At 61.3% G+C, this 13,843-nt stretch carries 14 protein-coding genes; 12 read left to right on the forward strand and 2 right to left on the reverse strand.

The genetic code is table 11. The annotated features are described in order from the left end of the window. Positions 1 to 91: 91 nt before the first annotated feature. The 6 genes from IB277_RS05285 (at position 92) to IB277_RS05310 (ending at position 6,905) form a co-directional block, all read left to right on the forward strand. Positions 92 to 1,012: an alpha/beta hydrolase gene (locus IB277_RS05285; protein WP_090295750.1), complete on the forward strand. Its 921-nt coding sequence runs from the start codon at positions 92 to 94 to the stop codon at positions 1,010 to 1,012. 127 nt (positions 1,013 to 1,139) lie between these two features. Further along, positions 1,140 to 2,582: a UbiA family prenyltransferase gene (locus tag IB277_RS05290; protein WP_090295807.1), complete on the forward strand. Its 1,443-nt coding sequence runs from the start codon at positions 1,140 to 1,142 to the stop codon at positions 2,580 to 2,582. Continuing rightward, positions 2,579 to 3,901: an FAD-binding oxidoreductase gene (locus tag IB277_RS05295; protein ID WP_090295747.1), complete on the forward strand. Its 1,323-nt coding sequence runs from the start codon at positions 2,579 to 2,581 to the stop codon at positions 3,899 to 3,901. The genes IB277_RS05290 and IB277_RS05295 overlap by 4 nt, the downstream gene beginning before the upstream one ends. 93 nt (positions 3,902 to 3,994) lie before the next feature. Next, positions 3,995 to 4,435 carry an EamA family transporter gene (locus IB277_RS05300; protein ID WP_090295744.1) on the forward strand — a complete coding sequence of 147 codons (441 nt, stop codon included), beginning with the start codon at positions 3,995 to 3,997 and terminating at the stop codon, positions 4,433 to 4,435. After that, positions 4,432 to 5,442 (forward strand): NAD(P)-dependent oxidoreductase, encoded by a 1,011-nt coding sequence (locus IB277_RS05305; protein WP_090295740.1) that lies wholly within the window; start codon positions 4,432 to 4,434, stop codon positions 5,440 to 5,442. Before IB277_RS05300 ends, IB277_RS05305 begins: the two co-directional genes overlap by 4 nt. Positions 5,443 to 5,453: 11 nt before the next feature. Further along, on the forward strand, positions 5,454 to 6,905 hold the full coding sequence (locus IB277_RS05310; protein ID WP_176960285.1) for an aspartate aminotransferase family protein: 1,452 nt from the start codon (positions 5,454 to 5,456) through the stop codon (positions 6,903 to 6,905). Positions 6,906 to 6,941: 36 nt separating this feature from the next. Here the strand turns inward: IB277_RS05310 and IB277_RS05315 are convergent, their stop codons facing one another. Together IB277_RS05315 and IB277_RS05320 are read right to left on the reverse strand one after the other, a co-directional pair. Continuing rightward, positions 6,942 to 7,541 (reverse strand): YceI family protein, encoded by a 600-nt coding sequence (locus tag IB277_RS05315; protein WP_060516885.1) that lies wholly within the window; start codon positions 7,539 to 7,541, stop codon positions 6,942 to 6,944. Then, positions 7,538 to 8,158 (reverse strand): cytochrome b, encoded by a 621-nt coding sequence (locus tag IB277_RS05320; RefSeq protein ID WP_060517388.1) that lies wholly within the window; start codon positions 8,156 to 8,158, stop codon positions 7,538 to 7,540. Before IB277_RS05320 ends, IB277_RS05315 begins: the two co-directional genes overlap by 4 nt. Before the next feature lie 193 nt (positions 8,159 to 8,351). Here IB277_RS05320 and IB277_RS05325 point away from each other — a divergent pair, with 193 nt between their 5' ends. The 6 genes from IB277_RS05325 (at position 8,352) to IB277_RS05350 (ending at position 13,761) form a co-directional block, all read left to right on the forward strand. Further along, entirely contained in the window at positions 8,352 to 8,831 is a 480-nt protein-coding gene (locus tag IB277_RS05325) for a hypothetical protein (RefSeq protein WP_060539243.1), read from the forward strand. A 183-nt stretch (positions 8,832 to 9,014) separates the two neighbouring features. After that, positions 9,015 to 9,500, forward strand: coding sequence for an N-acetyltransferase (locus IB277_RS05330; protein ID WP_060582485.1), 486 nt, complete (start codon positions 9,015 to 9,017; stop codon positions 9,498 to 9,500). Positions 9,501 to 9,561: 61 nt separating this feature from the next. Continuing rightward, a complete protein-coding gene (locus IB277_RS05335) occupies positions 9,562 to 10,455 on the forward strand; it encodes a bifunctional 2-polyprenyl-6-hydroxyphenol methylase/3-demethylubiquinol 3-O-methyltransferase UbiG (protein ID WP_090295804.1) in 894 nt (297 codons plus the stop codon). Positions 10,456 to 10,591: 136 nt separating this feature from the next. Next, positions 10,592 to 11,362: a triose-phosphate isomerase gene (gene tpiA, locus IB277_RS05340; RefSeq protein ID WP_043617974.1), complete on the forward strand. Its 771-nt coding sequence runs from the start codon at positions 10,592 to 10,594 to the stop codon at positions 11,360 to 11,362. A gap of 131 nt (positions 11,363 to 11,493) precedes the next feature. Beyond that, positions 11,494 to 11,985, forward strand: coding sequence for a preprotein translocase subunit SecG (secG, locus tag IB277_RS05345; RefSeq protein ID WP_034795875.1), 492 nt, complete (start codon positions 11,494 to 11,496; stop codon positions 11,983 to 11,985). Positions 11,986 to 12,123: 138 nt separating this feature from the next. Continuing rightward, complete coding sequence (locus IB277_RS05350; protein ID WP_082566349.1) at positions 12,124 to 13,761, forward strand: CTP synthase; 1,638 nt, start codon at positions 12,124 to 12,126, stop codon at positions 13,759 to 13,761. Positions 13,762 to 13,843 lie beyond the last annotated feature (82 nt).

The raw sequence follows: 13,843 nt of genomic DNA on the forward strand, positions 1-13,843 counted from the left end.
GAACAAAAGGAGAATTTCTGGCGCCGGCCGCCGATGATTTTTCGCACGAACGGCCGTGTTTCGGGCCAAGTGTTGCTTTGCGGTGCGGCCAATGGCAAGGCTTGCGGCGAAAGAGGGAGCCCGTCATTTGGCCGTGTCCACAGTTGTTTTTCCGTTTCGTGCCTGCCTGTTCGCCCTAGCCTTGGCAATTGCCGCCTCGCCGGCAGAGGCGCAGACGCTCAAGCCCTACAAGGACGATCTGTTCTCCTATGCCAAGGTGCTCGACCAGGAGGATGGTGGTGACGACCTGACGGTCGACTACCAGGAACTGCGGGATATCAACGAACGCGACGAAATCCCGGAACGCCGGGTGAAGCGCGCCTATGTGTCGCTTGGCGTGAAGAACGAGCAGGTCAATGAAACGCTCGATATCGGTGGCCGCGCGCTCGACGTGACCCGTGTCGGCCCCGATCGCGGCGCCAGCTTCTCGGTCATCTTCATCCATGGCCGCGGCGGCGACCGTCGGCTCGGTGCCAACGACTTTTCCTTCGGTGGAAACTTCAACCGGCTGAAGAACCTCGCCGTCGCCAATGGCGGCGTCTATTACGCCCCGAGCGTCCGCTCCTTCGATACGGCAGGTGCCGCCGATATCGCCGGCCTGGTTCGATACGCGTCCGAACGTTCCGGAGGCCGTCCGGTCGTGCTCGCCTGCGCCTCGATGGGAAGCTTCATCTGCTGGGGTGTCTCGCGCGACGCCTCCGCCGTCGCAGCACTCTCCGGCATGATGGTCATGGGCGGCGTCAGTGATCCCGATTTTTCGAAGAGCGCTGCCTTCAAAGCGAAACTGCCGATCTTTTTCAGCCATGGCAGCCGCGACAGCGTTTACCCGGCCGAAAGCCAGAAGGCGCTTTACACCGCGCTCAAGTCGAAAGGCTATCCGACGCGCTTCGTGCTGTTTGAGACCGGATCGCATGGAACGCCTGTTCGCATGACCGATTGGAGCGATGCCCTGAACTGGATCGGCAGCCGCTAAGGCCACTCCTTCCTACTCGGCATTTGTTAACCAGCACGGCAATTTCCAGGCAGCGCTTCTTCCCGCGTTTCCACTCTGGAAAGTTGAAGGCGCCATGATGCCGGCAACTATGGCTGGGATGGACTTCATGGACGCGCGCACCGAGACACGGCACATACCGCTGTGTGTGGATCTGGACGGCACTTTGCTGGCCGCCGACACGCTGTGGGAAGGTGCTGCGATCATTCTGTTGCGCAATCCGCTCATGCTGTTTCCGATGCTGGTCTGGCTGGCAAAAGGTAAGGCACGGCTGAAGCACGAAGTGGCCCTTAGATCCGGCCGCCGTGCGGAAGACTGGCCTTATCGGCAGGCCGTCATCGACCGGCTCATGGAGGAAAAGAAGAGCGGGCGCGAACTCGTGCTCGTGACCGGCGCAGCACCGTCCGTTGCAAACGACATTGCCGCCCATGTCGGCATGTTCTCCTCGGTCATGCATTCGACCGACGCGCTCAACCTGACGAGCAGCAACAAGCGCCGGGCGCTGGTAGAGCGGTACGGCGACGGCGCCTTCGACTACATGGGCAACAGCCGTGACGATATCGCCGTCTTTGAGGTGGCACGCCGCGCGATCGTGGTCTCGCCCGATGCGGCCGCGGAAAAATGGCGTCGCAACCATGATGCCGAACGGCTCGATACCGGCAAGGTCAGCGCGCTTGCGCCGCTGAAGTCGATCCGCGTGCATCAATGGGCGAAAAACGTGCTCATCGGCGTGCCGATGATCCTCAACCACGAGGTGCTGCATTTCGATGCGATCGTCAGCGTCATCATCGCCTTCTTTGCCTTCAGCTTCCTCGCATCCGCCGTCTACGTCATCAACGATCTCTCGGACCTTGCCAACGATCGCCGCCATGCGAAGAAACGTTACCGGCCGCTCGCGAGCGGCCAGATGTCCGTGCCGACAGCGCTGGTGCTTGCAGGCTGCCTCATCATCGCGTCCGTGGCGCTGACCCTTCTGTTGCCCTGGAAGTTTGCCGGGGTGCTCGCCTTCTACGCCTGCGCGACGACGGCCTATACCTTCGTGCTGAAGCGCAAGCTGCTCGTCGACGTGTTCACGCTCGCCGGCCTCTACACCACACGCATCGTCGCTGGTGCGGCCGCGACCGGCACGGAACTGTCCTTCTGGCTGGTGTCCTTTGCGATCTTCTTCTTCCTGAGCCTCGCGCTGGTGAAGCGTTACGTCGAGCTGCACGAATTCGAGGACAAGGACGGTGGCAACGTGCCGGGGCGTGGCTATCTCGCTGTCGACTTCGAGATGGTCGGCCAGGCCGGCGTTGCCTCCGCCTTCACCTCGGCCCTGGTTCTGGCGCTCTACGTGCACAGCAAGGAACTGCAGGAGATGTACACCACGCCCTGGGCGTTGTGGCCACTCTGCCCGCTGGTGCTCTATATGTTGCTGCGCATCTGGATGCTTGCACGCCGCGGCATGCTGCATGAGGATCCGGTCGTCTTCATCATGCGCGACTGGCGCAGCCAACTGACCATGCTGATCGGCGCGCTGCTGATCCTATTTGGAGCCATCGGGCCGCAATGACCCTGCAAGACCATGAAAGCTGGGGCCGCATCGACAATCGCGTGCGGCCTGGAATTTCGCCTGACGACTATGAAGACCGGCTCGGCAGCCTTGAGTCCGAAGGCTATCTGCCTTTCGGCAACGGACGCAGCTACGGCGACAGCTGCCACAACGATCGCGGTATGCTGATCGAAAGCAACCTTCACGGCCGGATACTCGCCTTCGATCCCGGCACCGGGATGATGACCTGCGAAGCGGGGGTGACGCTGCGCCAGGTGCTGGAACGGGCGATCGAGCATCGCTTCTTCCTGCCGGTGACGCCTGGCACGGCCTTTGTCACCGTCGGCGGCGCGGTCGCCAACGACGTGCACGGCAAGAACCATCACGCGCGCGGCACCTTCGGCAATCACGTGACGCGTTTCACGCTGCTGCGCTCGACCGGCGAACGGCTGACCTGCTCGCCGGTCGAAAACCCGGAACTCTACGCCGCGACCATCGGCGGCATGGGGCTGACCGGACTGATCCTCACCGTCGATATCCAGTTGATGAAGGTGCCGTCGCCGCATGTGCAGCAGCACTCGATCCGTTTCGAGAACTTGGACCAATACTTTGCCCTCGTCGACGGCGTCGATGCCGAGCATGAATACTCCGTCGCCTGGATCGACCAGCTCGCAAAGGGATCTCGAATGGGCAGGGGGGTGCTGCTCGCCGGTGATCATGCCGATGGTTCCTGCGAACTGCCCGACATCCCCAAGGGATTGAAGCTGTCCGTGCCGTTTTCGCCGCCGTTCAACCTGCTCAACCGGGCAACGCTCAAAGGCTTCAACGAGTATTACTTCCGCAAGGTGAAGCCGGGCGAGACGGTGACGACCGTTCCCTGGACGTCTTATTTCTATCCGCTGGATGCGATCGGCGCCTGGAACCGGCTCTATGGCCCGCGCGGGCTCTACCAGCATCAGAGCGTCTATCCCGCTGAAAACGCACCGGAGATCACGGCCAAGCTCATGGAAACCGCCCGCCAGGCCGGCCATGCGTCGTTTCTGACGATCCTGAAGCGTTTCGCCGACATCGGCTCCCGGGGCATCCTGTCCTTCCCGCGTCCCGGTTTTACTTTGACGCTGGACTTCGCCAATCAAGGTGAACGGACAGTAAAGCTGCTCGATGCGCTCGATCGCATCGTAATCGAGGCCGGCGGTGCGATCAATCCGTACAAGGATGCCCGCATGAGCCCACAAGTCTTTGAAAAATCTTTTCCTTTCTGGAGAAAGATCGAAACGTTGCGCGACCCTGCGATGGTTTCGAACTTCTGGAAACGCACGGCTCTGGCTTTGCCAGAATGAGAATGCAGACAATTTTATTCAATTAAATGCGCAAACTTCACGGAATATCCGTCTCTTGCCCGTAAGTAGATTTTCGGGACTGGGAGTAAAACTATGAAATATATTCCATTCATTCTCTTTACCGTGCTCACCAACGCCGCCGCTCAGCTGATGCTGAAGCAGGGCATGATGACGCTTGGACCGATTTCGATGACTGCCGAAACCGCGATCGTCCGGCTGTTTCAGATCGTCTTCAACCCATGGGTCTTTGCCGGTCTTGCGACCTTCGTCATCTCGATGGCGTCGCATCTTTATGTGCTGTCGAAGGTCGAGCTTTCCTTTGCCTATCCGTTCCTGAGCCTCGCTTACGTTCTCGTTGCGGTCTTCGCCTATTTCGTCTTTCGCGAAGACCTCAATGCCTGGCGTATCGCCGGCATCGCGCTGATCTGCGCCGGAACCATTCTTATCGCCCAGTCGGGCATCTCATACAGCGCCGACGAGAAATCGGCTGATGCCGCCGGGGTGAGCACCGCAGAATTCGGGAGCAAGTCATGAAACACATCATCTTTGGTGGCGACGGCTTCGTTGGCCGTCATTTGGCGGAACGCCTCGTCAAGGAAGGCGAGGACGTCGTTGTCGCCGATATCGTCAAGTCCGACCTGCCGCACTACGGCCGCGTCCGCTTCGTCCATTGCGACGTCACCGATCTGGAAGCCGTCCAAAAGGTCGGCATCGGCGCCGACGACATGATCTACAACATGGCGGCGAAGATGCTGTCACCGTTGCAGGTCCGCGCCAAGCGCTGGGAGTTCTTCTGGCCCGTCAATTATTACGGTGCCGAAAACATCATGAAGGCGATGGATGCCGCTGGCGCATCACGCCTGGTGCAGTTCACCACCGACATGATCTATGGCCACACCGTCCAGTCGCCGCAAACCGAGACCCATCCAGCAAAGCCGCTCGGCGAATATGGCAAGTCGAAATGGGCAACCGAGCAGCTGGCCATGCAGTGGCGCAAGCAGGGCATGAACATTTCGATCTTCCGCCCGCGCCTGATCATCGGTCCCGGCCGTCTCGGCATCCTCGAGAAATTGTTCAAGCTGATCGACCTGAACCTGCCGGTGCCGATGATCGGCTCGGGCAAGGTGCCCTACCAGTTCATCTCGGTCTTCGATTGCGCCGAAGCTGCGCGCCTTGCCTGGAAGGGCGGCGTGCCGAACGAAGCCTACAACCTCGGCTCCGACAATCCGCCGTCCGTGCGCGACCTGCTCGGCAACCTGATCAAGCATGCCGGCTCGAAGTCGTTCCTGCTGCCGACGCCGGCCTTTGCGGTCAAGCAGACGCTGGCTTTCTTCGACCTGATCAACAAGCCGATCATGGACCCGGAACAGTACCTGATCGCCGACGAAATGTGCGTGCGCGAAACCGGCAAGCTGAAGCGCGAGCTCGGCTGGCGCGCGGAGTTCAACGATGGCGACATGTTGATCGCCGCCTATGACGAATATCGGGCCAAGAAGATGGGCGCCGCAGTTCCTGCAGCTGTCGCCGTGCCGGCCGAATGAGGGGAAAGATCATGCTGGACAGACCGAATCGTATCGCCGTTGCCGCGCCGTCGCTCGACGGCGGCGTTGCCAGGCCCGATCTCATCACCGTCGAACAGGCCAAGGCCATGTCGATCGGCGACATCACCTCCGCGTTCAAGGAACACCTGAACCCGGGCCAGCTCCACTTCATGAAGCTGCTCGGCTTCCACAAGGTGAAGATCGAGAGCGCCGAGGGCATGTTCTACACCGACCAGAACGGCCGCCAGATCCTCGATTTCTTCGGCGGATTCGGCTCGCTCGCCTTCGGCCACAACCATCCGCGCATTCTGGAAGCCCGACAGAAATTCCAGGACGAAAAGCGCCACGAGATCGCGATCGCCTTCATGTCGCAATATGCAGCGGCGCTGGCGAAGAACATCGTGGCCTGCTCGCCGGGTGATCTCGACATGGTGTTCCTCGGCTCTTCCGGTTCGGAGGCCATGGAGGCTGCCGTCAAGCTTGCCGAACGTGCCGCCGGCCCGAAGCGGCCGAAGGTCGTCTATGCGGAGAATTCCTTCCACGGCAAGACCAAGGGCGTGCTCGCCATCACCGATGGCCAGCTTTACCGCGCCGACTTCAAGATCACGGACAACACAGTGCGCGTGCCCTTTGCCGATATCGACGCGGTGGAGAATGCCTTCAAGTCCGACCCGGAAATCGGCGTCATCGTGCTCGAAACCATCCAGGGCGGCGGCGGCATCATCCAGGCACCGGCGGAGTACTGGCAGAAGCTGCGTGCGCTCTGCGACAAATACGGCGTGCTCTGGGTCGCCGACGAAGTGCAGTGCGGCTATGGCCGCTCCGGCCGCTTCTATGCCTTCGAGAATTACGGCGTCGTGCCTGACGTGACGGCGCTCGCCAAGTCGCTGGGCGCCGGCAAGGCCGCCGTCGGCGCGATGATTGCCCGCCGTGAGGTCTACATGAAGGCTTACGGCACGCCGAAGACCGCCATGATCCATGCGATGGCCACGTTCGGCGGCATGGGCGAGGCCTGCGTCACGGCGATTGAAGGCATCAATGTGCTTTACGACGAGCACCTGATCGACCGCGCCGCCGACAGCGGCGACTATCTGCTCGAGCGTCTGCAGGCGCTGAAAGAGAAGTATCCGAAGATCATCAAGGACGTCCGCGGCAAGGGCTTGATGGTCGGCCTGGAATTCCAGGACTTCAGCCAGACGCTGCCGATGGTGATGCGTCCTGTTGTCTCGATGCTCGACGACAAGCTCAAAGGCTCGCTCTCCGGCTTCATCGGCGCGCTGCTCTTGCGTGACTACGACGTGCTGGTGGCCTTCACCGAATACAATCGCAACGTCATCCGGCTCGAACCGCCGCTGATCTGCGAGCGCGCCCATGTCGACCAGTTCATCGCCGCCCTCGACGACCTGCTCGGCCGCGGCATCGTGCGGATCGTCAAGGATTTCGTCGGCAGCCAGATCGGTTGATCGAGAAGCCTATCGACTTGCAAAGGGCAGGGGCGTTCAGCGCCTCTGCCCTTTGATGTTCATGTCGAACTCGACGACGTTGGAATAGATCGGCGTGCCGACATCCATGCCGTAGGGTGATCGGTGGATATTGCCGCGGATGTTGAAGGCGATCGAGCCGCGGTTCCAGTCAAGCAGCGTTACCGAGAAGCGCTCCTTTCGCGACGTGCCGCGCGCCGTCAGCGTTCCCTCGACCGCGGCCGTGTCCGGTCCGGTCTGTTTCACGGTCGTCGAATGGAATGTGACGGTGCTGAAGTTTGCGGTATCGAAGACGGCGCTCGACTTCAGGAAGTCCTCGATCCGCTTTTCGCCGGTTTTCACGCTCTCCGGGTAAAGCGTGAATTCGACCGTCGAATGGCCGACATCATTTCGGTCGATGCGGAAGTTGCCGGAAAACTTGGCGAAATCGCCGACAATTCCGCCGCCGCCCGCTTGCGCAACGGTGAAATGGATACGTGAAGCCGGCGTGATCCCGTAGTTGCCGGCAGCATCGGCAAGGTCCGGCGCGGCTGCCGTGGCGGGCGACGGGATGCTCCCGAGCGCCAGCAGCAACGTGAAGGCAATGGCCTTTGTTGGTGATTGCGAGTGCAGTGTCATGGTTTCTTCCTTCCGGCGATAACCGGATCCGAACCAGCCGCTTGGGAGGAAGCGCGTTGGCGTGATCCGGTCTGAAGCATGCGGACGAGGACGTCGTCGCGGCGTGCGAAGTGATGGTAGAGGGCGGCCAGGACGTGAAGCGCGACGAAGCAGAGCAGGAGGTAGGCGAGCGTCATATGGACGAGCGTCCAGAGGTCTTCGGCCGCTTCCGATTTCGCCATCGGCAGGTGGGGGATGACGATCCAGTTGAAATAGAAGCTCGGTATGTTCAGCGTCGATGTCGAGGCCACCGCCCAGCCGGCAAGCGGAACGGCGAGCGCGAGGAGGATGAGCACCACATGGGTGGCGCTGGCTGCACGGCGCTCAAGCGCGTTGAGGCCGGCGGGCGGACGCGGACGAACCTCGACCAGGTGCCAGAGCGCGCGGATTGTCGCCAGACCGAGTGCGGTGAAACCGAGCGACTTGTGCCATTGGTAAAGCGAAAACTGCAGCGCCGGATCGACGGGCGTTCGCCGCATGATGAAGCCGAGGCCGAGTAGGGTGAGGATCAATGCCGCAATCGCCCAGTGAAGGACGATGGTGATCCACCCAAAACCGGCTTTGTCGTTGCGCAGCATGTTCGACCCCATGGTCGCTCGCCCGGCCGCTATTGGCTCGGCGACTGCGGTAAGACTCATGAGTTCGTGCTTTTATTCGCCTAGAATACCATAAAATTGCACTGAGATCTTGTTGATCTCGACAAGCTATGGTCCATTTGCTGGTGGAGGGGACACGGAGGGGTTGTTCCTGGGAGCATGTGGACTGGCGTACATGACAAAGAAGAAAACGACACCAATGAACCCGCACGAGCGGGAAGCCTACGAACACGGCCGCGCGGGCATCCGGCTTGGAACCGAAGGCAACTATGGCGAAGCGGTCGACGCCTGGCGTCTGGCATCCAACATAGCCGATGTCCACCTCGCTTTCACGGACATGTACTATTGGGTCAAGAGCGGCTACGGCGCCGCCCTTTGCGATGCCGGGCACCATCGGGAGAGCATTGCCGTCTCCCTGCTTGCCCGTGAGTGGACGCTCGCGCGGCGCCAGCCACTCTCGTCGCTTTCGATCGCGCGCGCTTATCTGGCGCTCGGCGAAGGCGAGGCGGCAGCACCCTATCTCCGCGAGGTTCACGCCCTGATCGGCGACGCGATCTTCGAGCAGTTCGACGAGGATGCCGAAGCCGACGTTCACGCGGCGATCGCCGGCTTGGAGAACGGGGGCAATCAACCGACGGCCGGCCGCCCGAAGTGAAGGCAGGCGTATAGCCTAGTAACAGCGGTGCCGGAATCTGGCGAGATACCGGCAGTTCTGACTTTGGCGTTTTCTCGCCATGATTTCATTTTATCGCCGATTGCCCCTTTAACGGGTGATTCGAGGTCCGCCGTTCTGGTTCGGGCCCTTTTTTAACATTTTGATTTTTCTAAGGAGTTTCCCATGAGTGAAACCGTATTGCCGTCCGATGCCGAAATCACCCTTCGGCGCATATCAGCCTTGACCGTCTGCGACGTCTGCGAACTCAGCGAGACGCTGAGCGACGAACAGCGCAACATGGTGGCGGACAACGGCACCTCGATCGCCGAGGCGCATTTTTCCGAGAATGCCTGGTTCCGTGCAGTCTACGCCGATGAGACGCTCATTGGCTTCATCATGTTACACGAAGGATCCGACTGGGATGACGGCATCGATTGCCCGGGTGTCTATCTCTGGCGCTTCATGATCGCCCGGCCTTTCCAGGGCAAAGGGTATGGCAAGCAGGCGATTGCCCTTGTCGTGCGCGATCTGAAGGCGCGGGGCCTGCATGAGCTCTACACGAGTTACGGGCAGGGCCCTGGCAGCCCTGAGGGCTTTTACCAAGGCCTCGGCTTCAAGCCGACGGGCGAGTACTATGATGACGAGCTTGAGGCTGTGCTGAAATTCTAAGGGCGCCGGGATACGGGGAAAAAACCTCCCGTGTCTCTCCCAGATGTTCAAGAGTTGGAACATGAGTATTGATCTTCACGAGGCCAATCGCCTCTCGTGGAATGCCGCGACCGTCGCGCACAACAGTCACAAGGGCGACCAGGCCGCTTTCTTCCGCGCCGGCGGCTCCACGCTCTATCCGGAAGAGATCGAGTTGCTGGGCGATATCGCTGGTCTCGACGTCCTCCATCTGCAATGCAATTCCGGCCAGGATAGCCTGAGCCTGGCGCGGCGCGGCGCGAACGTGACCGGCGTCGATATCTCGGACGAGGCGATCGCCTTTGCCACAGGGCTTTCGGCGGAAAGCGGCATCGCAGCCGCCTTCGAGCGGTCCGACCTGTTCGGCTGGTTCGACGACGCCCGCAAGGCCGGCCGCCGGTTCGATCGCGTCTTTGCTTCCTATGGTACCATTTGCTGGCTATCGGACCTCGGTGTCTGGGCGCGTGGCATTGCCGATGTGCTGAAGCCCGGCGGGCGTTTCGCCTTCGTTGAATTCCATCCCTTTGCGATGGTTTTCGATCAGGGCTGGAAGCCACACTACGACTACGCGCCCAAAGACCCGGTCGCGGAAGCGGGCGTCGGTGACTATGTCGCCGACTCGGGCGCAGGCCTTGCCCATGGAGGCTATCAGGAGGGCGTGGTGGGATTCACCAATCCGCACCCGTCCTTCGAGTTCAACTGGGGTATCGCCGATGTTGTGCAGGCACTGATCGACGCCGGGCTCCGGATGGAAGTCCTGAAGGAATACCCCTATGCCAACGGCTGGGTGGCGTTTGAAGGCATGCGCGACCTTGGCGGCGGGCGCATGGCGCCGCCGGCGGCCATGCCGAGCCTGCCGCTGATGTATGCGATTGTGGCCGCCAAGGTCGGGTCGGCGGCGGAAGATCGCGAGAAGGCAGGGCGTCCTTCGTCATGATGCTGGCGACGCGCAACGCCTGACGGCGGGGCAGGGCAACCGGCCCCGCGGCCCATGAATAATCGCCGGCGGTGCTTTTATTTGCCGGCTGCATTTGCTAGGCCGCTTCCGGAGAAAAGTACCCGGAGGAAATAGCATGACGCCCGATATCCGCCCGCTCGTCGCCGGCAACTGGAAGATGAACGGAACCCGCGCTTCGCTCGATCAGATCAAGGCGATGGCCGAAGGGGTCAAGGGCGAACTTTCCGCCAAGGTCGAAACGTTGATCTGCCCGCCGGCGACGTTGCTCTACGTGGCGACGGCGCTTTGCGACGACAGCCCGCTGCTGATCGGCGCGCAGGACTGCCACCAGAAGCAGTCGGGCGCCCACACCGGCGACCTTTCCGCCGAGATGATCGCCGATTGCTTCGGCACCCACGTCATTGTCGGCCATTCCGAGCGCCGCACCGATCATGCCGAAAGCGATGCGCTGGTACGCGCAAAGACGGAAGCGGCCCATTCGGCCGAACTCGTCGCGATCGTCTGCATCGGCGAGACCGGTGATGAGCGCAAGGCCGGCAAGACGCTCGATGTTTTGAAGCGTCAGCTGGCCGAAAGCCTGCCGGATGCAGCAACCGCGGAAAACACCGTGATTGCCTATGAGCCCGTCTGGGCGATTGGCACCGGCCTGACGCCGACGGCTACGGACGTCGAGGAAGCCCACGCCTTCATGCGCAAGGAGCTGGTCGCACGCTTTGCCGACGCCGGCGCCAAGATGCGCATCCTCTATGGCGGCTCGGTCAAGCCGTCCAATGCGAAGGAATTGATGGGCGTTGCCAATGTCGACGGCGCACTGATCGGTGGTGCAAGCTTGAAAGCCGAAGACTTCCTCGCCATCTACCGGGCTTATGAAGAATTGACGGCCTGATCGCCCGGGTTACCGGGCAGGGGCTTTTAATGGCGCACGGCATGGTATAAAGAGGCGCGAAAATTGCGCCCGGCCATGCCGAGTTTGCGCAGGGTTTGATTCGTGTGCCCCAAGGGCAGGACTGGAAGCTGATGCAGACCGTACTACTCGTCATCTATCTCATGGTCGTCGTCGCCCTGATCGGCGTCGTACTCATTCAGCGTTCCGAAGGCGGTGGCCTGGGCATCGGCGGCGGCTCGGGCTTCATGTCCGCGCGCGGCACGGCCAATGCGCTGACCCGCACGACGGCGATCCTTGCCGCGCTCTTCTTCGTCCTGGCGCTCGGCATGGGCATTCTCGCGCGTTACCAGCCGCAGGCGACCGACATCCTCGACCGTATCCCGGGCACCAGCTCGAACGGCGGTGGCGTTCTCAATTCGCTCGGTGGCGGCGCCCCGGCTCCGGCTGGCGGTGCGACTGGACAGCAGCCGGCCACCGGCAACGCCGCTCCGGCCGACAATGGCGTTCCCTCGACGACCGCACCGGCAACGACGGGCGAAGCCCCGGCCGGCGGCGCAACGACCCCGGCGCCCGCCGCTGGCGCCAACAGCAATACGGGATCGCAAGTTCCCAGCGGCCAATAAGGTCGCAATTCTGAAGAACCCGCCGGCGGATGTTTCATCCGCCGGTTTTGTTTTGTGTGAAATCTGCCTCCATCCCAAGACGAAAAGTTCTGGAACATGAATTTTTCGGTGGCGGAATCATTTGTTAAAAGGTATCCGGTGACTCCCATGGCGCGATATGTATTCATCACAGGCGGCGTGGTTTCCTCCCTCGGAAAAGGCATCGCTGCAGCGGCTCTCGGAGCACTGCTGCAGGCGCGTGGCTACCGGGTGAGACTGCGCAAGCTCGACCCCTATCTCAACGTTGACCCGGGCACCATGAGCCCGACCCAGCACGGTGAGGTTTTCGTAACCGACGATGGCGCGGAGACCGATCTCGATCTCGGCCACTATGAACGCTTCACAGGGCGTTCGGCGACGAAGACCGACAACATCACCACGGGCCGAATCTATAAGAACATCATCGACAAGGAACGTCGCGGTGACTATCTCGGCGCAACCGTTCAGGTGATCCCGCACGTTACCAACGAAATCAAGAACTTCGTTACCGAAGGCAACGACGACTACGACTTCGTGCTGTGCGAAATCGGCGGCACCGTCGGCGACATCGAAGCGATGCCGTTCATGGAGGCGATCCGCCAGCTCGGCAACGACCTGCCGCGTGGCACCGCCGTCTACGTCCATCTCACTCTGATGCCCTATATCCCGGCTGCCGGCGAACTGAAGACCAAGCCGACGCAGCATTCCGTCAAGGAACTGCAGGCCCTCGGCATCCACCCTGATATCCTGCTCGTTCGTGCGGACCGCGAAATTCCGGAGGCCGAGCGTCGCAAGCTCTCGCTCTTCTGTAACGTCCGCCAGTCGGCAGTCATCCAGGCGCTCGACGTTGCCTCGATCTACGACGTTCCGATCGCCTACCACAAGGAAGGCCTCGACAACGAAGTGCTGGCAGCCTTCGGCATCGAACCGGCGCCGAAGCCGCGCATGGACGCCTGGGAACGGGTTGCCGATCGCATCCGCACGCCGGAAGGCGAAGTCACGATCGCGATCGTCGGCAAGTACACCGGCCTCAAGGATGCCTACAAGTCGCTGATCGAAGCGCTTTACCATGGTGGCATCGCCAACCGGGTGAAGGTCAAGCTCGAGTGGATCGAATCGGAAGTCTTCGAGAAGGAAGACGCAGCGCCCTACCTTGAAAAGGTACACGGCATCCTCGTTCCCGGCGGTTTCGGCGAACGCGGTTCGGAGGGCAAGATCAACGCGGCGCGCTTTGCCCGCGAGCGCAAGGTGCCGTATTTTGGCATCTGCTTCGGCATGCAGATGGCTGTCGTTGAAGCTGCCCGCAACCTCGCCGGCATCGAGAAGGCGTCCTCCACCGAGTTCGGTCCGACCAAGGAACCGGTCGTTGGTCTGATGACCGAGTGGGTGAAGGGCAACGAACTCGAGAAGCGTTCCGCATCGGGTGATCTCGGTGGCACGATGCGGCTTGGCGCCTATCGCGCATCGTTGAAGGCCGACACCAAGATTGCCGAGATCTACGGTTCGACCGAGATCTTTGAGCGTCACCGCCACCGCTACGAAGTCAACGTTGACTACAAGGATCGGCTTGAGTCCTGCGGTCTGGTGTTTTCGGGCATGTCGCCGGACGGCATCCTGCCGGAGACGGTCGAGTATCCGGATCATCCGTGGTTCATCGGCGTTCAGTACCACCCGGAACTGAAGTCGCGTCCGCTCGATCCGCATCCGCTGTTTGCAAGCTTCATCGAAGCTGCACTGGAACAGTCGCGTCTCGTTTGAGGCGCACAGGAAAGACAAGCAAAAGGCCGGTCGCAAGACCGGCCTTTTTCATTTCTGCCGTTGCGCTGCGGCCGAGCTGCGA

The organism is Ensifer sp. ENS07, assembly GCF_014852185.1.
Lineage (GTDB): Bacteria > Pseudomonadota > Alphaproteobacteria > Rhizobiales > Rhizobiaceae > Ensifer > Ensifer adhaerens.